Origin of the sequence: Vibrio sp. 10N.261.54.E10, assembly GCF_002877735.2 — a bacterium.
GTDB lineage: Bacteria > Pseudomonadota > Gammaproteobacteria > Enterobacterales > Vibrionaceae > Vibrio > Vibrio crassostreae_C.
In genome coordinates this window covers 1,245,615-1,266,806 of record NZ_MCXE02000002.1, presented here as the reverse complement: position 1 = coordinate 1,266,806, position 21,192 = coordinate 1,245,615, and the positions used below count along the sequence as shown (strand labels likewise).

At 44.5% G+C, this 21,192-nt stretch carries 20 protein-coding genes and 1 riboswitch; of the genes, 4 read left to right on the top strand and 16 right to left on the bottom strand.

Going from position 1 to position 21,192, the window contains the following annotated elements; translation table 11 throughout:
- On the top strand, positions 1-1,425 hold the full coding sequence (locus tag BCU07_RS16860; RefSeq protein ID WP_102428792.1) for a phosphomannomutase CpsG: 1,425 nt from the start codon (positions 1-3) through the stop codon (positions 1,423-1,425).
- A 110-nt stretch (positions 1,426-1,535) separates the two neighbouring features.
- Here BCU07_RS16860 and aroG read toward each other — a convergent pair whose 3' ends face one another.
- From aroG to BCU07_RS16840, 4 genes are all read right to left on the bottom strand, one after another.
- The gene (gene aroG / locus BCU07_RS16855) at positions 1,536-2,588 is read right to left on the bottom strand and encodes a 3-deoxy-7-phosphoheptulonate synthase AroG (protein WP_017061746.1); all 1,053 of its coding nucleotides are present in this window, start codon (positions 2,586-2,588) and stop codon (positions 1,536-1,538) included.
- A gap of 313 nt (positions 2,589-2,901) precedes the next feature.
- Positions 2,902-3,117, bottom strand: a complete 216-nt coding sequence (locus tag BCU07_RS16850; protein ID WP_004730103.1) for a DUF3820 family protein — start codon at positions 3,115-3,117, stop codon at positions 2,902-2,904.
- Positions 3,118-3,129: 12 nt separating this feature from the next.
- A complete protein-coding gene (locus BCU07_RS16845) occupies positions 3,130-3,465 on the bottom strand; it encodes a hypothetical protein (protein WP_102428791.1) in 336 nt (111 codons plus the stop codon).
- Between the two features lie 100 nt (positions 3,466-3,565).
- Complete coding sequence (locus BCU07_RS16840) at positions 3,566-3,919, bottom strand: hypothetical protein (RefSeq protein WP_017061749.1); 354 nt, start codon at positions 3,917-3,919, stop codon at positions 3,566-3,568.
- Between the two features lie 323 nt (positions 3,920-4,242).
- Positions 4,243-4,332, top strand: a riboswitch (cyclic di-GMP riboswitch).
- Between the two features lie 72 nt (positions 4,333-4,404).
- Between BCU07_RS16840 and gbpA the strand changes: the two genes are divergently transcribed.
- The gene (gene gbpA, locus BCU07_RS16835; RefSeq protein WP_102428790.1) at positions 4,405-5,871 is read left to right on the top strand and encodes an N-acetylglucosamine-binding protein GbpA; all 1,467 of its coding nucleotides are present in this window, start codon (positions 4,405-4,407) and stop codon (positions 5,869-5,871) included.
- Between the two features lie 111 nt (positions 5,872-5,982).
- Here the strand turns inward: gbpA and cyoE are convergent, their stop codons facing one another.
- The 4 genes from cyoE to BCU07_RS16815 are packed head-to-tail and all read right to left on the bottom strand — an operon-like array spanning position 5,983 to position 9,611.
- Positions 5,983-6,957: a heme o synthase gene (gene cyoE, locus BCU07_RS16830; protein ID WP_017066082.1), complete on the bottom strand. Its 975-nt coding sequence runs from the start codon at positions 6,955-6,957 to the stop codon at positions 5,983-5,985.
- Positions 6,947-8,002: a COX15/CtaA family protein gene (locus BCU07_RS16825; protein ID WP_102428789.1), complete on the bottom strand. Its 1,056-nt coding sequence runs from the start codon at positions 8,000-8,002 to the stop codon at positions 6,947-6,949. The genes cyoE and BCU07_RS16825 overlap by 11 nt, the downstream gene beginning before the upstream one ends.
- A gap of 60 nt (positions 8,003-8,062) precedes the next feature.
- Positions 8,063-8,671, bottom strand: a complete 609-nt coding sequence (locus BCU07_RS16820; protein ID WP_017061753.1) for a hypothetical protein — start codon at positions 8,669-8,671, stop codon at positions 8,063-8,065.
- Entirely contained in the window at positions 8,664-9,611 is a 948-nt protein-coding gene (locus BCU07_RS16815; RefSeq protein ID WP_102428788.1) for an SURF1 family protein, read from the bottom strand. Before BCU07_RS16815 ends, BCU07_RS16820 begins: the two co-directional genes overlap by 8 nt.
- On the opposite strand from BCU07_RS16815, the gene BCU07_RS16810 reads away from it, so the two are divergent.
- Complete coding sequence (locus BCU07_RS16810; protein ID WP_017064837.1) at positions 9,499-9,729, top strand: DUF2909 family protein; 231 nt, start codon at positions 9,499-9,501, stop codon at positions 9,727-9,729. The two genes, BCU07_RS16815 and BCU07_RS16810, sit on opposite strands and share 113 nt — an antisense overlap.
- 19 nt (positions 9,730-9,748) lie before the next feature.
- On the opposite strand, the gene BCU07_RS16805 is transcribed toward BCU07_RS16810, so the two are convergent.
- The 4 genes from BCU07_RS16805 to coxB are packed head-to-tail and all read right to left on the bottom strand — an operon-like array spanning position 9,749 to position 14,173.
- Positions 9,749-10,633: a cytochrome c oxidase subunit 3 gene (locus tag BCU07_RS16805; RefSeq protein ID WP_102428787.1), complete on the bottom strand. Its 885-nt coding sequence runs from the start codon at positions 10,631-10,633 to the stop codon at positions 9,749-9,751.
- Between the two features lie 38 nt (positions 10,634-10,671).
- Complete coding sequence (locus BCU07_RS16800) at positions 10,672-11,301, bottom strand: cytochrome c oxidase assembly protein (protein ID WP_102428786.1); 630 nt, start codon at positions 11,299-11,301, stop codon at positions 10,672-10,674.
- Positions 11,302-11,312: 11 nt separating this feature from the next.
- Positions 11,313-12,974: a cytochrome c oxidase subunit I gene (ctaD, locus tag BCU07_RS16795; RefSeq protein ID WP_017061756.1), complete on the bottom strand. Its 1,662-nt coding sequence runs from the start codon at positions 12,972-12,974 to the stop codon at positions 11,313-11,315.
- Complete coding sequence (coxB, locus tag BCU07_RS16790; protein ID WP_102428785.1) at positions 12,971-14,173, bottom strand: cytochrome c oxidase subunit II; 1,203 nt, start codon at positions 14,171-14,173, stop codon at positions 12,971-12,973. The genes ctaD and coxB overlap by 4 nt, the downstream gene beginning before the upstream one ends.
- 453 nt (positions 14,174-14,626) lie before the next feature.
- Here coxB and BCU07_RS16785 point away from each other — a divergent pair, with 453 nt between their 5' ends.
- Complete coding sequence (locus BCU07_RS16785; protein ID WP_102428784.1) at positions 14,627-16,333, top strand: phospho-sugar mutase; 1,707 nt, start codon at positions 14,627-14,629, stop codon at positions 16,331-16,333.
- 107 nt (positions 16,334-16,440) lie between these two features.
- Here BCU07_RS16785 and BCU07_RS16780 read toward each other — a convergent pair whose 3' ends face one another.
- The 4 genes from BCU07_RS16780 to yegD form a co-directional block, all read right to left on the bottom strand.
- Complete coding sequence (locus tag BCU07_RS16780) at positions 16,441-17,073, bottom strand: LysE family translocator (RefSeq protein WP_017068640.1); 633 nt, start codon at positions 17,071-17,073, stop codon at positions 16,441-16,443.
- A 150-nt stretch (positions 17,074-17,223) separates the two neighbouring features.
- Positions 17,224-17,856: a fumarylacetoacetate hydrolase family protein gene (locus BCU07_RS16775; RefSeq protein WP_102428783.1), complete on the bottom strand. Its 633-nt coding sequence runs from the start codon at positions 17,854-17,856 to the stop codon at positions 17,224-17,226.
- 349 nt (positions 17,857-18,205) lie between these two features.
- Positions 18,206-19,282: a porin gene (locus BCU07_RS16770; RefSeq protein ID WP_102428782.1), complete on the bottom strand. Its 1,077-nt coding sequence runs from the start codon at positions 19,280-19,282 to the stop codon at positions 18,206-18,208.
- Positions 19,283-19,772: 490 nt separating this feature from the next.
- Positions 19,773-21,125, bottom strand: coding sequence for a molecular chaperone (yegD, locus tag BCU07_RS16765; protein ID WP_017064846.1), 1,353 nt, complete (start codon positions 21,123-21,125; stop codon positions 19,773-19,775).
- Positions 21,126-21,192: the final 67 nt, after the last annotated feature.

Below are 21,192 nucleotides of genomic sequence, written 5' to 3'. Positions count from 1 at the left end.
ATGAAACCAACATTAGACCTAAACTGCTTTAAGAACAACGATATCCGCGGCGTCATTGGTAAACAAATCAATGAGCCACTCGCCTACCTGCTCGGTAAGGCATTTGGCGAATACGTCCTATCCGCTAAGCCTGAAACCTCACTCGATGGTTTGGCGCAGGTAGTGATTGGTCGTGATAACCGCAAAACCTCCCTGTCATTACAAGAAGCCATGACCAAAGGCTTAATCGAGTCAGGGATTACCGTCATTGATCTAGGTATGACTGGCACTGAAGAGGTCTACTTTGCGACTCGTTACCTAAAAGCGATTGGCGGAATACAAATCACAGCCAGCCACAACCCAATCAATTACAACGGCATGAAAATGGTCGGTGTAGACGCTAGCCCTATCAGTAAAAACAGTGGTTTAGATGAAATCAAACGACGCATTGAAGAACTTCATCAAGAGCTGAACTGCAATTTACCGTTCGTTCATGCACAACCAAGTAACTCTAGTAGATCGAACAGTATTCTTGCTCCGTACGTTGAGCACCTACTCTCGTACATAACCCCATCAAAGCTGTCACCGATGAAGATTGTGGTTAATGCTGGGAACGGTGTTGCAGGACATATCATTGATGCTTTAGATAATAAATTTAACGAACTCGGTGTCCCTATCACCTTCATCAAAGTTCATCATAACCCTGATGGAAACTTCCCAAATGGTATTCCAAACCCTTTGATTAGAGAGAACCAAGCAGCCACTCGAGATGCCGTTTTAGAGCATTCTGCCAACCTTGGAATTGCTTGGGATGGAGACTTCGACCGATGCTTTTTCTTTGATGAGCAAGGCAATTACATCGAGGGTTATTACATTGTAGGGTTGCTTGCTGAAGCATTCTTGGTCAAACAGCCTAACACGACTGTATTGCACGATATGCGCATGACCTGGAACACAATTGAAATCGCAAAAACGCATGGTGGAAAAGCGATTGGAATTAAAGCAGGACACGCACTGATCAAAGAGAAGATGCGTGAAACGAATGCCGTCTATGGGGGCGAAATGAGCGCACACCATTATTTTCGTGATTTTGGATATTGCGATTCAGGCATGATTCCTTGGCTATTGGTTATCGAGCTGATGTCGAAAACTCAACAATCTCTTCACCAATTAACGAGTACTAGTATAGATAGATTCCCCTCTTCCGGGGAGATCAATCGAAGAGTCTCAGACCCAGAGCAGGTCATGGCTTGCGTGTTATCGCACTACCAAGATAATGCCGTTGAGATCGATCACACAGACGGAATCAGCATGAATATGGGCTCATGGCGCTTCAACTTAAGAAAGTCCAATACCGAGCCATTAATACGCCTTAACGTTGAAACCAAACAAGATAAAGCTTTACTGTCACTTAAAGTCGACGAGTTACTGTCTTTTCTCATTTAAGAATACAGACACTTCCAGTTTTCAACTAAGATCCACAAAAAAGCCCTTATTAGCTGTTGCTAACTAAGGGCTTTGAATTTTCAGTAGCTTAATCGCTGACTGTAATTAGTCTATTTGTTACGACGAGCTTCAACAGCGTCTGCCAGCTGGCGAAGTACTGTTTCAGTGTCTTCCCAACCAATACACGCATCAGTAACAGATTGGCCGTACGTTGCAGCTTTGCCCTCAACCAGGTCTTGGCGACCTTCAACAAGATGAGATTCAATCATCACACCAAAGATAGCTTTGTCGCCACCAGAAATTTGTGCGCTTACGTCGTCAGATACGTTCATTTGACGCTTAAACTGCTTAGAGCTGTTTGCGTGGCTGAAATCGATCATCACTTTTTGTGGAAGACCAGAAGCTGCTAGCTCTTCTTTAATCTTACCAACGTGTTCTGCGCTGTAATTTGGCTCTTTGCCACCACGTAGGATGATATGACAATCAGGGTTACCTGCTGTTTCAACGATAGCTGAGTGACCGTACTTAGTTACTGATAAGAAGTGGTGAGAAGCGCTAGCAGAGCGAATAGCATCTGTTGCAATCTTGATGTTGCCATCAGTACCATTCTTAAATCCAACTGGGCAAGATAAGCCAGAAGCCAGTTCGCGGTGAACTTGAGATTCTGTAGTACGTGCGCCGATTGCACCCCAGCTGATTAGGTCAGCAACGTATTGAGGCGTGATCATGTCTAGGAATTCGCTTGCCGTTGGCATGCCCATGTCAGTTAGGTCCAGCAGTAGCTTACGTCCTAGACGAAGGCCATCATTTAGCTTGAACGTATCGTTCATGTACGGGTCATTTATTAGACCTTTCCAACCAACAGTTGTACGTGGTTTTTCAAAGTAAACACGCATTACGATTTCAAGGTTATCACCAAGTTCGTCGCGCAACACTTTCAAACGTTTACCGTACTCAAGAGCAGCTTCTGTGTCATGAATAGAACATGGGCCGACAATAACAAGCAAGCGATCATCGCTCTCTTCTAAAATATTGTGGATCGCTTTGCGGCTTTCAAAGGTTGTAGAAGAAGCAACTTCTGTCGCTGGAAACTTTTCTAAAACAGCAACAGGGGGTAATAACTCTTTTACTTTGTTAATTCTTACATCATCAGTCTGGAACATTGCTTACTTCTTCCTTTTTTCTATCCTTGAGCTGAATGTACGTTGTCTCACGTCACTTTCTATCAGCACTAATCTTCTTGTTCCCTGTAACTTAACTAGTAAAAACTCTAGTTTCAATCACTAATTAAAAATAAACGCAATTTTTTTTGTGTTTTATATTTAAAACACCCTGTATACCATTATTTACACGCTATCGATTGCGTATTTTATAGCAAGGTAAGAAGAGCCATTCTTCAAGCTACATCATGCATGTAAAATTGTGTCGAACTCAAAAACAAAAAAGCTCACGTGATCAGCGTGAGCTTTTATTTAATTACATTCTTTTCAATGGCTTGACGACACTATCAAGCCCTTCAATTTTCAGAGCAAGGCACAGTTTCAATAAATCGCCGAGTTCACCAGACGGGAATCCCTTTTTATCAAACCACAGCAAATATTCTTCAGGTAAGTCAATCAGTGTACGACCCGCGTACTTTCCAAATGGCATCTGCATTCGAGCCAACTTAATCAGGTTCTCTTTCTCTAGCATTACAGGCTCTTTCTAAGCGTCATCGATATTCTGTAGAGTATCACCTAAACGTTCAACCCAATAGTTGATCGCATCTTTGGCATCATCAAGCGAGTCAATCATGGTTGAAAAGTCTTTATTACCCGCTTCACGGTCGATCACTACAGAATCGTAGTCATCTAACTTGGATTTCAAACGCTGCGCGTCACGTAGCCCAACCCTTGCCCAAACCAAGTCGACGCCTCCGTCAGGCCCAGCCTGAAAATCTTCGTAGCTGGTAAATTTAGTAGCGGTTCTAATTGGGCCGCCTGCACAACCAAGCAAGAAAATGCTGGTTGCAACAAGCAAAAGGACTTTTAAAGGGTTCATAACGCACTTAGTCAAAATTAAGGAATCTAATTAAGTATGACATACCCTATGTGAAAAGGTTGTAGAAAAAGGGGGTTAAAAATCAGAGCTAACTCTAAAATTAATCATGTTGAACAGTGTGTGCGTACTCTACAATTACCTGATTTCCTTCAATATAAGCATTTTGGATCTCACCATCAACACTCATTCTACTTTTCAGGTAGACCACTTTAGGCCCCGATTCATTGCCCTCTTTTAGCGAGGGGAATACATTCCTTGGTTCCAAATGAAGTAAACGACAAAAATGACTAATGAAAGACATGGTTAATGGCGTCTCCCCTCTTAGCACTCTTGAGAAATCAAGCTGGTTCATGCCTAGCTTTTTTGAAAACTCCATCTGCGTAATTCGCATTCTCGATTTTTGTGACATCCACGTTTGATACAACGCGTCTCTGTCTAGTTCTGTGAATTCCATACCGGCTCCTTTATATAATTCATACCAATCAATTGTCCGGTTTTTCATACATGGCGTGTCAGGGTTCGGTTAGTGGAAACCAAAGGTTTGGTTTTGATATGTGCACAATTGTTGTACAGAGCGAAGCGAAACAACCCAAAGTCATTCACTAAAACGATTAGAGCAAATGCTTTCTTTATTTATATCAATAATTTATACGTTAACGAACTAAACATATAGCAAGTTAATTTGTATCAAGAATTAAAAGTTCGAGATTGGCATTCCACATTTCAATCGATTGATTCGCATTTATAAAACTGGTTGGCTACATTTCGATTGCTCAAACGCACTTCTGGCAAACTATTTGAAAGAATAAGACGCAAAGCCACCGGTCTGTCGACAAATATTCTGTCTATGATAGCGGGGCCGCCACTTAATAGAATTTAAGTGTAAATGCATGCCGGGGTGTTCTCTTTTTTGTCGGCCAAATACAGTAAGGGCAAATAATGAAACAACTCCAAAAAAAATCACTCATCGCGCTATCGCTTCTTAGCGTGAGCGGTGCAAGCTTCGGTCACGGTTATGTCTCGGCATACAACAATGGCGTAGCTGAGAGCCGTGTTGCCCTATGTAAGTTCCCTGCGAGTGATACGCAAGAGAAAAACACCAACTGTGGTGGTATCCAATACGAACCACAAAGTGTAGAAGGCCCTGAAGGCTTCCCAGAAGTTGGCCCTGCTGATGGGAGAATCGCCAGTGCGCAATCTTCTTTAGCAGCAGCACTAGACGAGCAAAAGGCAGACCGCTGGGTTAAACGCCCTATCAAGTCTGGTTCTCAATACTTCGAGTGGACATTCACAGCTAACCACAAGACTCGCGATTGGAAATATTACATTACTCAACCCGACTGGAATCCAAACCAGCCGTTGGCTCGCAGCTCTTTTGACTTAACGCCATTCTGTGTTGTTGAAGGCAATATGGAACAGCCACCGATGCAAGTCAGTCACTTGTGTAATGTGCCAGAGCGTGAAGGTTATCAAGTGATCCTTGCGGTATGGGATGTAGGTGACACTGCAGCGGCTTTCTACAACGTTATCGACGTGAAATTTGATGGTGACGGCCCTATCATTCCTGATTGGGGTCAAGGTGGTCAAATCAACCCGACACAAGACCTGAATGTTGGTGACGCTGTTTATACGCGTGTATTCGACCAGTCTGGTGAGAACGCTTCATACAGCACTGAGCTTGTGATTGAAACTTCTGAACAAGGCAAAGCCAATAACTGGTCTTACGCGCTTGCTTCTAAGATCAACCAAGAGCAGACGCAAATCAAAGCAGGTCAATTGAATGACCAAGGCGATTTCGCACCCGTTTACGGCACGAATCCTGTTTATCTAAAAGCAGGCTCTGGCTTTAACAGTGTCGAAATCGGCTACAAGATTGATACTCCAGAACCCGAGCATGATCTTGAAGTCTCGGGCTTAGAATCAGAGTACATTATCGATGAGAGCCAACCTACTCAGCTTGATCTTACGTTAGCGGCAACAGGCGATATCCAAGCTGAGCTTACCGTGTACAACCATCACCGTGAAGCACTTGCATCTCAGAAATCGGATCTAACAGACGGACAAGTTGAAGATGTTCAACTGACTCTTTCTAAGTCTGAAGCTGGCCACCACATGCTTGTGGTTGTGACGAAAGATGACCAAGGTAACTTAGTGGATCAGAACACGCTTGATTTCCACCTAATGGACGAGCAAACACCGCCACCAGCAGGCGACTACGACTTCGTGTTCCCAGAAAGCATTGAGTCTTACACAGCAGGAACAAAGGTTCTAAGCAGCGATGGTGGCGTTTATCAGTGTAAAGAGTTCCCATACTCTGGCTACTGTGTTCAATGGGCTCCAACAGCAACTCAGTACGAACCAGGTGTCGGTTCACACTGGCAAAGTGCTTGGAACAAAGTGGACTAAGTACTCGCTAGATACTTACTTTGTATTGGGTGAGTTTTAGTCATCAACCAAACAAAAACGGATGCCCAAAGCATCCGTTTTCTTGTTCATTAAAAGTAGAAACGCCAGTTGTCAAAGTAGATAGTGGTCTGCCAACAGAGCCACAAACAAGATCATGAGATGATAGATGGAGAACTTAAAGGTCTTCATGGCCATATTGGGTTCATCACGATATTTCAGTACCCAAGCGTGATAAACAAACCCGCCGTTGAGCACCAATGAAGCGCTCAGATATATCCAGCTGCTCATGCCAACCAATACAGGCAATATACACACGATGCTAAGCAAAAAGGTATACAGAAGAATAGACGTCTTGGTGTATTCGATTCCGTGAGTCACAGGCAACATGGGGATGTTCACTTTGGCATACTCATCACGACGATGAATTGCCAACGCCCAGAAATGAGGAGGCGTCCAAATAAAGATGATCATCACCAACAACCAAGCATTTGAATGCAGCTCGTTGGTGACTGCCGTCCAGCCCAATAACGGTGGCATTGCGCCAGCTATCCCTGCAATTACGATGTTCTGTGGCGTCGCTCGCTTCAAGTACATGGTATAGATGACCGCATAGCCCAATAAACTTGCAAAGGTTAGCCAAGCCGTGAGTTGATTGACCCACACCACTAACGTAGCGAACCCAAATAAGCCGATACCTGCTGCAAAGCTAAACACACGCACACTACTCAGCTCACCGGATGGTAAAGGGCGTCGATTTGTTCGAGTCATCTGGCCGTCGATCTTTTTATCGATCAAATGGTTAAACGCAGCCGCTGAACCTGCCATTAACCCTATCCCAATCATTCCGAACAAAGTTTGTTGCAAAGGCAATCCATTCGGCACGGCCAAACACATCCCAACCAATGCTGTCAGCAACATCAAAGCCACCACTTTAGGCTTAGTCAGCGTTAAATAAACTTTCCAAGTGGCTTTGTTTTTTTCAGCCTTTTCGTTACTTAAAGTTATGTCATTATTGGCTGTTATCTTATGAGTTAAGGCTGCGTCTTGAGCCACCACTTCATACTGTGTTGACGTTCTACTGACCATGATTACCTCCTTGTAATACACTGTTCTTCACCAAGCTCTCACTCGGTTTGCGTTGCCACACCACAAAATTGGTTACAACCATGCTGATGAGCAACATTACTGCGACTAGGTTATGCAAAACCGCAACTGAGATTGGCAGGTGAAACCATACATTACTGATCCCAAGGCTGATTTGAGTAAACAACACTATTGCGACAATCATGCTCAGCTTTTGGTGAGGCACTTGGCCAAACTTCCATAACTGGTACACGACCATCAGCACCGTTAATGTCGCCACAATAGCCCCGAACCTGTGCATGACATGTATGGTAAGCCTCGCGGGATACTCCAACACACCAAACTCATAGTTATCGTGTCCGTGTTGAGCAAAATCGAACGCATTTTTGAAATCGAGGTAGCTCATCCAGTTACCTTCACAAATAGGCAATTGGGTACACACCAAAGCGGCATAGTTTGACGATGTCCAACCACCAAGCAGTATCTGCCCAACCACAATGAGTAACCCAAAAAACGCCCAAAATTTAAGTGTTGGAGAATAAGAAGCCTCGCCAAAACGGCTTTGGAATTGAGACAAACGGCAGTAGAGCAGACACAACAGTGACAGCAACGTGAAGCCCCCCATCAAATGCGCCATAACCACAACGGGCATCAACTTAAGAGTCACCGTCCACATTCCAAGCAAAGCCTGAAAAATCACAGTGGCAGAGATAAGTAATGGAAGACCAACTGGTGTGATGTTCTTTTTAATACACCAAGCTACAACGACAAAGATAAGCAACCCTAATGTTCCTGCAAAGTAGCGATGGATCATCTCTATCCACGCTTTGTCTGCTTCAAGAGCTCGCTCTGGAAATTGCAGATTGGCTTGACTCACCGCTTGGGCATCAGACGGAACGGTGATCTTACCGTAACAACCCGGCCAGTCAGGACAGCCAAGGCCAGCATCAGACAGGCGTGTATAAGCTCCGAGAACAATCACGGTAAGGGTTAACAAGATAGTTAATCTCATCACAAGCATCAGTAAATCAGGGGCTTTATTCTGCATCACTTATCTCCCTATACTTATTCCCTTTCGCTGCTTAAGCTCAAGCATTTGCGCCATCAACTACCCAACTCGTGACAGCTTAAGTAGCTTTCTTAAATCATGAATCATACCTTTGGATTGCCCGACTAACTGCGACGGTTCCGACACGCTTTTGTACTCCATAACCAACTGTCCTAGCGGGTCAATAATGACAATGGAAGCCGGCGAAAACTCGGTGCTTAACTGATCACCACCAGCTAACAAAGATAAATCAGGCTTGTTGAGCGAACCCGACAACGAGTTACCTTCTGAGACGAAAACAACGGCGGTCACTCGCTCTTTGTTTTTCCCTAACGCTAAGTAGCTTTGATTCAAATAATGAAGCTGTTGTTCACACAAGCTTTCGCACTCCATCGGTGCGATATACCCCACAACCCAACCCTCTCCTGCCATGGGTACCGTTACGCCAAAATCCGCTAGTGTAATTCTTGGTTCTACCAATTCGCCTGAGTTAGTGACACCTGACGTATACCAATTCTGATCCAACACAGTTTTGGCGATAATGGCTGGCAAAGCGAAAATTAAAACGAGTCCGATTAATACCAAGCGTCCTTTAGTACGACGGCTTCTGAGCTCAGCCATGTTTGCCTCGGTAATTTCCCTGTTCACTTGTGCTTGAGATTTATCCATCCTTATTCCTCGTGATAGGTGTTGCTTTTAGGTACCGATAGCCAATCAACAACATCAAAAACAAAAGTACCGCAGCCATAACAAACCATTGAAATGAGTAACCAAAATGCTTCTCAGACCTCATCGCCGTTGGACGCCATAACATTTCATAGGGCCATGAATCTAAACTCTGAGGTTGGAAGACAAAGGGCAGCACTTCTTGTCCTGTATACTGTGATAACGCTGCTATGTTTAGGTTTTGGATTCTATTCGGTGTCGTATTTTCTAAACCCAACTCATGACTTAAAGGATTAATTGAGCGTGTATACAAGCGCCCTGACATTTTGGTTGGTACAGTGATACTTCCTAATTGCGGTAGTTCTCTTCTGTCATTACTTGCCGGAACAAACCCAAGATCGATCAATAACTGCTTTTCGTGTAAAAGCTGGTTGCCTTGCTCTTTAGATTGAACCTCACCCAACATGTAAATCACATACCCCACCGTTCCTTGGTTAATCTGATTGTCTAACAAGACCACCAAACCACTTGGTGTTTCCAATTCAACATCAACCTTCAAACCATTTAAAAACTGCTGTTCAGATGTACCTTGGGCTTGTGTACGCGAGCCCTTCCATTCAGAGATAACCGTGTCCAATGACCTAAACGATTGCTGCGCTCTTTCTGATAGTTGCTGTTCATAACGTAATTTCTCGTTACCACGATCGAGTTGCCATAAACCTAACTTGATTAAAGCGCCGACTGAAACCACAGTTAAAACAACCGCTATCCAAAAACCTTTACTGCGGAACTTGTGTTCATCATCAATCAATCGGTTTGGAGTTATCACTATGGCGTCATCTACCTTTGTTCTGTTATTTAAAGTCGTATTGGTCGCTTTGCTGTTTTTTATCGCTTTCAATTTGATGAAAGGTCTAATCCAAATCGCCTCAGGTAAACACAATGGAAAAAGGCTCAGTCACTTCTTGGGGCGTCGTGTCATGTGGTCAGCCGTTGTCGTGCTACTTTTATTACTTGCTTTGGGATCAGGAGTGATAACTCCTAACCCTCGCCCCTATTAATCCCCGATAGGCTCAGCAGTTAAAGCACATAGACAAATACAAACAGGCCTAACCAAACCACATCAACAAAGTGCCAATACCAACTGCCCGCTTGGAACGCAAAGTGGTCTTTCGGAGTGAAGTGGTCTTTCGCAACCCTTACCAGCAACACAATCAAAAAGATCGTCCCTAAACAGACATGTAAGCCATGAAACCCAGTAAGCAAAAAGAAGGTATTACCGTAGATGCCAGACTGAAGTGTCAGCCCCATCTCTTGATAAGCGTGAAGATACTCTTCAACTTGGAAGAACAGGAAGAAGCCAGCCAGAACAATGGTTATCTCCAACCACACGATCAAAGCCATACGCTTATTTTGTTCAAGACTGATATGTGCCATGTGCAGCGTCACAGAGGAAAGCAGCAGAATAATGGTGTTCTTAAGCGGGATACCTTGCCAAGGCATGGCTTGTGTCGTTACGCCATCAGGGGTCGTCGTTAGTGGCCAAATTGATTGGAACATCGGCCACAATACTTCATGGGTCATTTCATTATTGCCCGCACCACCAATCCAAGGCACAGAAATCATTCGAGCATAGAAAAGCGCGCCAAAGAAAGCGCCAAAGAACATGATTTCGGAAAAGATGAACCAACTCATTCCTTGTCTAAAAGAACGAGAAATCTGCTCAGAATAGAGACCACTCAATGATTCTGTGATCACATTGCTAAACCAACCTGCGAGCATGTAAAGCAGCACAGCAAACCCGACTAACAACACCGCTTTGCCAAACACGCCGCCAGCAGCGTCGGTACCCATGTTTTGCACCGTCAAGCCAGCGCCAACCGCGACCAAAAACAGTGCTACAGCACCCACCAATGGCCAGTGGCTTTGATGTGGAACGAAATAAACTTCCTTTTTAGAACTCATCGCTCAACTCCTTATGTTGATACTGGTTCTGTAAATTCCTAGTTACTTGCGAGTACGTTAGGCTCAGATTTATTGGCCGCAGCACCCACCTCATTCGTGATATTGAATAATGTGTAAGAGAGCGTCAGCGTATGTATCGATTCTGGAATATCTGGCTCAATGTAAAATATCAAACCCATTTCTGCGCTCTTGTGCCCGTCCAATGGCTGCTGATTAAAGCAAAAGCATTCCATCTTATTGAAGTAGGTTGCCCCCATACCTGGAGAAACCGACGGTACGGCTTGGCCAACCAATGAGGCTCCAGAAAGGTTTTTGGCAATGTAGTTAGTCTGAACCACCTCACCAGGATGAACCTCTAACACTCGAACTTCAGGCGAAAACTGCCATGGCATATCTGGCTTGATGTGGGACATGAATTCGACTCGAACCGTACGAGAGTAGTCTGGCTGCATTCCCTGAGGTTGCACCGCTGAAACAGTATTAGTTTTGCCATTGATGCCTAAGGCCTCACACATGACATCGTAGAGCGGCACCAAAGCGAAACCGAAGCCAAACATCGCAACCACGCTCAACACCAAGTAGCCCGTCAGCTTTTTGGTCGATCGCTTATTAGACAGGCGCTTAGGTTGTTTTTTATCTTGATTGGGATCGCTTTGCTTATCACTCATGGTTCTGCCCTCTAATCCACTTTCGGCGGATGGGTAAAGGTGTGGTGAGGCGCAGGGCTTGGTACTGTCCATTCAAGACCTTCAGCTCTATCCCAAGGCTTACTTGGCGCAGGCTCTCCCCCTCTTACGCACTTAATCGCTAGCCATAAGAAAATTAGCTGAGACAACCCAAACGCAAAACCACCAATCGACACGACTTGGTTAACGTCAGCAAACTGAATCGCATAATCAGGAATACGACGCGGCATGCCCGCTAGTCCTAAAAAGTGCATCGGGAAAAACAGTACATTAACTGAAATCACCGACGTCCAGAAATGCCACAGGCTGAGCTTGTGGTCGTACATATGTCCGGTCCACTTAGGCAGCCAATAATAGGCAGCAGCCATAATCGAGAACACGGCACCGGTTACCAGAACATAATGGAAGTGAGCCACAACAAAATAAGTATCGTGGTATTGGAAATCAGCTGGCACGATAGCGAGCATCAATCCAGATAACCCGCCAATCGTAAACAAAACAATGAAGGCAATCGCAAACAGCATTGGTGTTTCAAAGGTCAAAGCACCCCGCCACATGGTCGCTACCCAGTTGAAGACTTTCACACCGGTCGGCACCGCTATCAACATGGTGCAATACATGAAGAACAGTTCGGCAAATACTGGCATACCCGTGGTGAACATGTGGTGTGCCCAAACCAAGAATGACAACAGTGCGATACTACAGGTCGCATAAACCATCGAGTGATAACCAAACAGGCGCTTACCACTGAATGCAGGGATGATGGCTGAGACAATACCAAAAGATGGCAAGATCATGATGTACACTTCGGGGTGCCCAAAGAACCAGAATATGTGCTGGAACATCACCGGGTCCCCACCACCAGCGGCATCAAAGAAGCTAGTCCCAAAATACTTGTCAGTCAGTACCATAGTCACAGCCCCCGCGAGAACGGGCATCACGGCTATCAGCAAGAAAGCGGTAATTAACCATGTCCATACGAACATCGGTAGCTTGAACCAAGTCATACCCGGAGCGCGCATGTTCACTATGGTTACGATGACGTTAATCGCCCCCATGATCGAACTGATCCCCATAATATGAACTGAGAATACGAATAGCGCGGTACTGTCTGGGCCATAAGTTGTCGAGAGTGGCGCGTAGAAGGTCCAACCAAAGCTCGGGCCACCACCCTCTGTAAACAAAGATCCGATTAAGATTAGAAACGCAAAAGGCAAGATCCAGAAACTGAGGTTGTTCATTCTCGGCAGCGCCATATCTGGTGCACCGATCATCATCGGAATCATCCAGTTAGCCAAACCCGTAAATGCAGGCATTACGGCACCGAATACCATGATTAAACCATGGACTGTAGTCATCTGATTGAAGAAATCTGGCTCAACGAGTTGCAAACCCGGTTGGAACAGCTCCGCACGGATCACCATCGCCATTGCGCCGCCCGTTAAGAACATTGCAAAGCTGAACCACAAATAAAGTGTACCAATGTCTTTATGATTAGTTGAATAAAGCCAACGAGCCCAACCTTTAGGTGCCGCATGTGAGTCGTGATCATCAACAGGCAAATCATTATTGCCCAAAGTGCCTTCCGCAGAATGGCTCAGTACTTGGTCTTCTGCTGGAGCCGATTTCACCGGCTTATTGATTGGTGAACTCATAACTGATCCTTAGCATCATTTTGTGCATCATCCGTTGAGCTTTCAGAACTGCCTTCCTGCTTGGCCTTATAAGCGTTCACATCTGAAGCTTGAACAATATCGCCGGTGTCATTACCCCAAGCGTTTCGTTGATAAGTTACTACCGCTGCGATCTCTTTCTCGGTTAACTGATTATCGAATGCTTGCATCGCCGTACCGCCACGACCATAAACAATTGTGTCGATATGAACATCCACATCACCAAGGGCAATAGGACTTCCTTTGATGGCAGGGAATGCTCCAGGAATGCCCTCACCGTTTGCTTGGTGACAAACCGCACATCGAGTTTTGTAAACCTCTTCACCGATGGTATTCAACTCCGCCAAGGAAAGTGACGCATCTAATGCATCTTGCGCGGCTTGTTGTGCGGCTATCACCAATTCTTTCTGGTCCGCTAACCATGCATCAAACTCGTTTTCCTCCATAGCCTGAACCACTATCGGCATGAAGCCATGAGCGCGACCACATAACTCAGCACACTGACCTCGATAAACACCGGGCTCATCTATCTTTGTCCAAGCCTCATTGATAAAGCCCGGAATGGTATCTTTCTTAACGGCGAATGCTGGCACCCACCATGAGTGAATCACATCGTCGGAAGTCATCAAGAAACGGACTTTACGATCAACAGGCAGTACAAGTGGCTTATCAACTTCTAGCAAGTAATGCGCGCCTTTCACTTCGAGGCCTTCAATCTCTTTGTCACTGGTCGCTAGAAGGCTGAAAAATTCGACGTCTTCACCAAAATAGCTGTAATGCCATTTCCATTGTGAACCAGTGATTTTAACGGTCAGATCTGATTGGGAGGTATCTTCCATCGCGATCAAGGTTTTGGTGGCAGGTATCGCCATAGCGATGAGGATGATGATAGGGATGATGGTCCAAAGAATTTCGACTTTCGTGCTTTCATGAAAATGGGCAGCAACTGCGCCCTTCGATTTCCTGTGCCTCAAAATCGAATAAAACATCACACCAAAAACAACAAAGGCAATCGCACAACAGATGTAGAAGATCAGCATATGAAGTTCATACACCTTACCACTGATCTCAGTGACGCCTTGAGTCATGTTGTAATCACTGCTTGCGTGCACTAAAGGCGATACTAAAAGCACAACAAAACTCTTCAAAAGCCACGCTAGCCTAACCAGTAATCTCTTCAAAAGATCTCTCCTTATCCTTCCTAATTGGATACTTGCGACCTAAATGTCGTTGCGAGCTGGACAACATTCATTGTTATTCCGGCTACACATGAAAAGGCTGAATCTCAATCTACAACTCACATGGAACTAGCCTGTGAACGGGCTACTGACCTCATATAACCTAAGAACTAATACGGTTCAAAAGCGTTGGAGGTTTCCATGAAAGATTCAAAAACGGCGAATTTGTTAAATTTTGTTATATTTATGTAAGAGGCTAGTTAGTGATATCCAATTGTTCAAGGTAAGTTTACTTACTAAACAGTCAATTATTTGAAGTGGCTTAATCTACGTGCCCTCTTGCCGTTGGAATTTATTTTATATCGAGTTTTACGATTGCTTTCATGGAAATGATAATCAATATCACTTAAATTAAATCAACAGTAAGTCATACAGACATTAATAGGTTTAGTGATTATGCAAGATGCTATGAATTGGTTAGCGAGAGACCCAGACCCAAGAACTCGTGAAGAACTTCAACACCTCATCGATGAGGGAATGCACGACGAACTTGAAGACCGCTTTACTCAACGATTAGAGTTCGGAACGGCAGGACTTAGAGGCAAAGTTGGATGCGGCCCAAATCGAATGAACCGTTTAGTCATACAGGAAACAGCAACCGGGCTCGGCCACTACTTAATCGAACATGTCGCTAATGCGACCATTCGCGGTGTGGTCGTCGGTTATGACGGCCGTTTAGATTCAAAGCAGTTCGCGATTGATACCGCTTCCGTACTCACGGCTTTAGGCATTAAGGTTTATCTAACCTCGAACGTCGCGGCGACCCCTATCGTTGCCTTTGGTATTGAGCACTTCAACGCCGCAGCTGCCGTTGTGGTGACGGCCAGCCACAACCCACCGGAATACAATGGTTTCAAAGTGTACTGGGAGAATGGCGCTCAAATCATTCCTCCTCACGATGCGGGTATTGCCGCTGAAATCGATATCGCATCGACCAAGCCGCTCCCTTTAATGAGCCTAAGTGACGCTGAGACGCAAGGTAAGTTGGTGTGGTTAACTGAAGGCTATTATCAAACGTACCGCGCTGCGATCAATCAGAGCCCATACGTGAGTGACGAGATCGAATCGGCGAACACCACCATCACCTATACCGCAATGCATGGTGTCGGCGCACAAATGGCCGAGGATCTACTTCACGATTCTGGTTTCCATAAGGTGTTCAGCGTCGCCGAGCAAAGAGAGCCCGATGGTAACTTCCCGACCGTCAACTTCCCGAATCCGGAAGAAAAAGGCGCGATGGATCTGGTGGTTAACTTAGCAAAAAGTGTCGATGCCGACATTGCTTGTGCCAACGATCCAGATGCAGACCGATTTGCGGTTGCAGTGAGAACAGATGATGGCTCATACAAAATGCTAACAGGTGACCAAGTCGGCGTGCTATTCGCTCATTATCTACTCTCAAAGCCACATACCAAAAACCAATTAGTTGGTAACAGTATCGTATCTTCAACATTGCTTGAAAAAGTAGCTCAATCCCACGGGGCGACTTATTTCCAAACGCTGACAGGTTTTAAATGGTTAGCGAATATTGGCATGCAATTGGAAAATGATCAGAACGCCTTCTTGTTCGCCTATGAAGAAGCATTAGGCTACACAATTGGTACTCAAGTACGAGACAAAGATGGGCTGTCTGCTATTGTCGTGTTTGCTCAATTGGTTGAGGAGTTAAAATCTCAAGGTCGAACAGTTTGGGATCTTCTCGCTCAAATTTCATTTGAACATGGGGTTCATACCAACGCTCAGCGAAGTATTGCACTAGACCCAGATTCACCATCGATTGGTTCTAAGCTCCGCTCGGCACAGCCTAAAGCAATCAACGGTGTCGCTATCTCTGTAATTGAAGATTTGCAGTCTTCTTTACGCTTCGTCATTGGAGGCAATACTGAAGCCATTAACCTGCCTGCAAGTGACGTACTCATCTATCATCTCGAAGATGGTTCACGCATTATCGTAAGACCTTCCGGTACTGAGCCAAAAGTTAAGATCTACTATGAGACGGTGACAAAATTTGAAGGGACAGAAACCTACGAAGACACTCGCCTGCGCGGTGAGAAGTACATGGAGAAACTGATTGAACAACACCAACAAGAGTTGAATTCATAGCGATTTAGCGCGTTCAACATGTAACGGTTAAATATAAAAAATGGACGCTCGTAGCGTCCATTTTTGTCTCAGCGGCTAACCACGAGAAGATGTCTGATTTGATTCGTCTACGAAGTAAAGAAAGAAGACAACATCCAGATAGCTAACACGATGAAAACTCCGCCCATGACTTTCTGTTGATAGGTACGAAACTTCGCGTTTTCTACGAGAGATTTACCAATCGTACCCACTAACGCCACCAGCAAAAAGTTAAACGTTAAGCCGAGAACATTCAGTAATAAACCCAGAACAAGCATCTGCTGACCGGAAGTCGCTTCAATATTCGTCGACACAAACTGAGGCAGAAACATCACAAAGAAAACCAAGGCTTTAGGATTAAGCAGGTTACTGATTAGCGCTCTTTGATAGTAGGCTTTTGCTGCAAAGTTATCGCTTAACTCAGGCGCGTTACCCTGCTCTGTTCGCAGGCAGTCCCATCCCATCTTCAACAAGTACGCGCCGCCTAACAAATGTAGAGCTTTAAGCGCTATTGGGCTCATTGCGATCAACGCTGATACACCCATAGCCGCTAATACTGTCAGAATGATTCCAGAAGTCGCATTACCTAGGCTTGCAAACACGCCGACCTTACGGCCATAGCTCATGCTTGAACTCGCAATCAGTAACATATCAGGGCCAGGTAAAAGAAGAAGTGCAACAACGGCAGTCAGGTAGACAGGTAAAATGGTTAAGTCGATCATGAGGGTCAGCATTGATAAAAACGGAGGCGGATTTTATATCAATTACCAACACCCTTCCAGATGCAATCAGTTGTTCGACGTTTATTTAATCGAATTAAAAACCAACATTAAGCGACAAAGCCAATTTATTAACTAAATAGAAAAGACTAATTAACTTGCTACCCATTCGATCTCAATCAATGTCGTATCGCCACACTTTAGGCGACCAAGGAAGATATCGCCTCGATGTACGGCCCCAACACCTTTTGGCGTACCTGTCATCACAACATCGCCGTCTAGTAAGGTGGTATAAGAAGACAGCTCTTCTAGGATAGTTTTTGGAGAGTAAAGCATCTGCTCAACATGTCCTTTCTGAACACGAACACAGTTAATAAACAACTCTAGGTTTAAGTCTGCAAGGTCTAAGTTATCAATTGGAACAAAGCGACTAAATACGGCTGAGCCATCAAAAGCTTTGGCGCGTTCCCAAGGTAAGCCTTTCGCTTTTAAGCTACTTTGCAACTCACGCTTGGTGAGGTCTAACCCTAAGCCCACGGCTGAGTATTGGCCATTTTCAACGATAAAGCAGATTTCAGCTTCATAGTGCAGTGCTTCTTGATGAAACGAAGAAAGAGAGGAAGTCACGCTGGTGCTTGGCTTATTGAAAACCACCATAGAGTCAGGGATCGCATTGTTAAGTTCTTCAATGTGATCGACATAGTTACGCCCAACACACAGTACTTTTGTTGGGGTTGCTGTTCGTTTCGAATTCATCAATTGTTTCTGATCTACAACGCTGCTCATAGTTTATCCCTGAACTATTTTTAGAGAGCAGAGTTTAGCGCATCATAAAATGAGAGTCTTCGACAAGATGATTACCGATCTCTAAATTCTGATCTTGAGCTCAATTCATTGATTTGAATACTTTTAGGTAAATATCGGTGTATATCTCGACCTACCCTCCAGAAATAGAGTCATCGGCTTACATCAATTAGAGAAAATGAAACTAAAGTAGGCAGTTAAATTTGAAGAGCATTAAAACGAAAGAAGCCCTCTCAAACCAAAAGGCTTGAGAGGGCTTAGCATGGTGTCTAGGACAGTATCCTAAAAGGTAAACTTAAGAAGTAAACACTATGCTAAATAAGTCTGCGACTTATAGGTAGTAACGAGCACCAAGAGTCCACTTGTCGTCAGACTTGTAACCAGTTTCGTCGTTTAGATCGAATTGGTAACCAGTGTAGCCAACAAAGTTGCTAGTGAAGTTGTATTCAGCTTGTAGAGCTAACTCTTCACGAGCTGTAGTAGTTGTTCCACCTTTAAGAACTTCGCCTTCAACAACTTCGTAGTTCACACTTAGGTTCAAGCTGTTCGCAAGTGCGTAAGCTGCTAGTAGTTCGTAAGCATTGCTCTCTTCAAGAGTTGTACCACTTACAAGACCAGCGTTCATATTCTCATTAAAGCCGTAGATACCAGCTAGGTATAAACCAGAACCGTATGAACCGTATGCTGCAGATACTAGGTGAGATTCAGCAGTCTTAGAGACACCGCCTTCAGTGAAGTCGCCAGTGTTAAATGCATAGCCTAGTTTAACACCTGCAATAGAGTAACCAAGCGTTGCTTGAACACGATCACCGTAAGATGCAGTTGAACGCGTTGTAATAACTAAACCGTTGTTACCAACCGTTTCTGTTTCAGTAGTAACATCGTTATCACCCTGCCAACCTAGACCAAAACTAAATTCACCAGCTTCACCAAAATCAAAAGCATTGCGGTAGCTTACCATTTTGTCTGCACGACCAGTACCAAGTGCACCGTGGTTGTCGTATAGGAAGTCATTCGCAAAAGCGATTGGCATATCTGTTGCTGCAGCTACATCGTAGTACGGAGACCACTGTGTACCGGCTACTGCACGACCTAACTCTTCATGAGTAAGACCTACGTAGCCAAGACGAGTTGTAAATGTATCGTCACCACCATCAAGGTAGTTAAGAGCCCATTCACCTTTAGCGTCAGCTGTGAAGCCGTTACCTAGGTCTTGAGTAGCATTGAAGTTGATACGTGGAGAGTTTGTACCAACGTCAGTGTCGCCTTTCTCTGAACCATTCACATTTACTGAAACGTGGCCGCCAACTGAGAATGTTGTGCCGTCTTCGTTGTAAAGTTCTACTGCAACTGCCTGTGTACCAAATACTGCACCAGAAATTGCTAGCGCTAAAAGTTTCTTATTCATTGTCATATCCATTATGTAACTGGGTGAGTTATTCACTAACAACCTCGTGCTTACGGAGAAGTTGTTACCTGTATTTAACAAGTAGCCAAACCCTAATATACGAATGATAATAAAGTTGCATTAAAATATATAAAATAAAAAAAATCGCACTATAAAAAACAAAAATCCCTTCTAAAACAAATAAATAACACAGTAATCACTGGGAGCTCTTTTCATTCTTTGAGATAATTACTTTGATTATTTTTGATTTTATAATCACTAAAAAAGCATTAAAAATCTAAACCCAAGGTAACTCATCAGACCATCGAGAGGCTCGCCTTTGCCTTTGAAACATTTTGTAACACGTAGAGCTCAGCTGAAATATTTAGCTTTGTGAAACAAATCCCAATATGAGCTAGGAAAAATCGTTCAATAGAAAGTTCATTAGAGAAAAACAAAAAATGGCAACTAATCAGCGACTGGTTGCCCTTCATAACTCATCATTGAACTCTTATTTGAAGCAAACCTCAGCCCAACGAGCTAAACCTGCAGTTACTGAACCGAAGTAATTACCACTCACAATCGGTACATTCGGCACAGCTTGTTGTACGGCTTCACGAAGTATCGGTGAACGAGCGGAACCACCCGTCATGTAGATTACGTCTGGCTTTTTCTGGCCTTGTTGAATCGCTTCTTTAACCAACTCAATCATCTTAGACTTTGGTGTTTCAATCGCTTCAACCATCTGTTCGACTGAGATATCTACCTCGACCAGTTCAGAGGCAACATTAATCGCAGCACGATATTGAGGGGATTCTGCCAGCGCAATCTTGGCCTCTTCCGCTCTACGCACAATACCGTAACCCAAAGTGTCGTGATAAACCTTCATCAAACGTTCTAGCTTTTGAGGCTCTGACGCTTCTTTACGAAGTAATTTTAATGCCGCTAGGTTTTCTCTTGAATAGAAGTTCTTTTGAGCTTCAACATTATTAATCGCAATTGGGTTCCAGAATTGAGTCAGTGGCATATCAATACCCGAAATGCCTTTGCTGCCCATACCAAAAGGTGACATCAGTTGTTTGAATGCAAGATAGATATCGAGGTCATTCCCCCCTACCCTTTGCCCACTGTGTGCCAACAAGCTCTGGGTACGATCCGCTTTACCAGACCACGTTGGTCCCATTTCTAATAATGAGCAATCGGTGGTACCACCGCCAATATCAACAACCAATACTGTTTGGTTTTCAGTTAATGTGCTTTCGTAATCAAGGCCTGCGGCTACGGGCTCAAATTGAAAAGCGATATCAAGGAAACCGGCACGCTTAGCTGCGCGAGACAGTATGTCTTCAGCTTGTCTGTTCGCCTCTTCACCACCTCGACCGTGGAAGTTAATTGGTCGGCCGATAACAGCTTGCTTGATCTGCTCTTGAGTCGTGAGTTCGGCTTGATTCTTGATATTTGCCATCATGGCGCACACTAAATCTTCGAAAAAGCTCACCTGCACATCATGCAGTCCACTCGCGCCAAGGAAAGATTTAGGGGACTTAACATAATAAACATCGCGAGGGTCTTCTAAATATAAGTCCAACGCAGCCTGACCAAATGCCATGTCTTCTGGCACTAAGTCGATACTCTCTTCTCTGTTCAGCGCAATCGCACGTCGTAGTACTTGCTCACCGATCGCATCACTCGGCTTGATATTCAAGTGGCGGAATAGATGTTCAGAAACACTCTCACGAGTAGGCGCAAACACGGTTGAGGGAATATAGTGGTTGTTACCTTCTAGCGGTAACAGGCTTGGCTCTCCATTAACCATCGCCGCGACAGAACAGTTCGCTGTTCCATAATCAAATCCAATAAACATAATATCCCCCCACTCAACAAAAGGGGCGAGATGCTACATGAAAAGCCTAAAAATTACGAGGTCATTT

Excerpts from the sequence above, each read along its gene's own strand:
- BCU07_RS16860 (WP_102428792.1), top strand. The coding sequence starts at position 1 with ATGAAACCAACATTAGACCTAAACTGCTTTAAGAACAACGATATCCGC.
- aroG (WP_017061746.1), bottom strand. The coding sequence starts at position 2,588 with ATGTTCCAGACTGATGATGTAAGAATTAACAAAGTAAAAGAGTTATTA.
- BCU07_RS16850 (WP_004730103.1), bottom strand. The coding sequence starts at position 3,117 with ATGCTAGAGAAAGAGAACCTGATTAAGTTGGCTCGAATGCAGATGCCA.
- BCU07_RS16845 (WP_102428791.1), bottom strand. The coding sequence starts at position 3,465 with ATGAACCCTTTAAAAGTCCTTTTGCTTGTTGCAACCAGCATTTTCTTG.
- BCU07_RS16840 (WP_017061749.1), bottom strand. The coding sequence starts at position 3,919 with ATGGAATTCACAGAACTAGACAGAGACGCGTTGTATCAAACGTGGATG.
- gbpA (WP_102428790.1), top strand. The coding sequence starts at position 4,405 with ATGAAACAACTCCAAAAAAAATCACTCATCGCGCTATCGCTTCTTAGC.
- cyoE (WP_017066082.1), bottom strand. The coding sequence starts at position 6,957 with ATGGTCAGTAGAACGTCAACACAGTATGAAGTGGTGGCTCAAGACGCA.
- BCU07_RS16825 (WP_102428789.1), bottom strand. The coding sequence starts at position 8,002 with ATGCAGAATAAAGCCCCTGATTTACTGATGCTTGTGATGAGATTAACT.
- BCU07_RS16820 (WP_017061753.1), bottom strand. The coding sequence starts at position 8,671 with ATGGATAAATCTCAAGCACAAGTGAACAGGGAAATTACCGAGGCAAAC.
- BCU07_RS16810 (WP_017064837.1), top strand. The coding sequence starts at position 9,499 with ATGGCGTCATCTACCTTTGTTCTGTTATTTAAAGTCGTATTGGTCGCT.
- BCU07_RS16805 (WP_102428787.1), bottom strand. The coding sequence starts at position 10,633 with ATGAGTTCTAAAAAGGAAGTTTATTTCGTTCCACATCAAAGCCACTGG.
- BCU07_RS16800 (WP_102428786.1), bottom strand. The coding sequence starts at position 11,301 with ATGAGTGATAAGCAAAGCGATCCCAATCAAGATAAAAAACAACCTAAG.
- ctaD (WP_017061756.1), bottom strand. The coding sequence starts at position 12,974 with ATGAGTTCACCAATCAATAAGCCGGTGAAATCGGCTCCAGCAGAAGAC.
- BCU07_RS16785 (WP_102428784.1), top strand. The coding sequence starts at position 14,627 with ATGCAAGATGCTATGAATTGGTTAGCGAGAGACCCAGACCCAAGAACT.
- BCU07_RS16780 (WP_017068640.1), bottom strand. The coding sequence starts at position 17,073 with ATGATCGACTTAACCATTTTACCTGTCTACCTGACTGCCGTTGTTGCA.
- BCU07_RS16775 (WP_102428783.1), bottom strand. The coding sequence starts at position 17,856 with ATGAGCAGCGTTGTAGATCAGAAACAATTGATGAATTCGAAACGAACA.
- BCU07_RS16770 (WP_102428782.1), bottom strand. The coding sequence starts at position 19,282 with ATGAATAAGAAACTTTTAGCGCTAGCAATTTCTGGTGCAGTATTTGGT.
- yegD (WP_017064846.1), bottom strand. The coding sequence starts at position 21,125 with ATGTTTATTGGATTTGATTATGGAACAGCGAACTGTTCTGTCGCGGCG.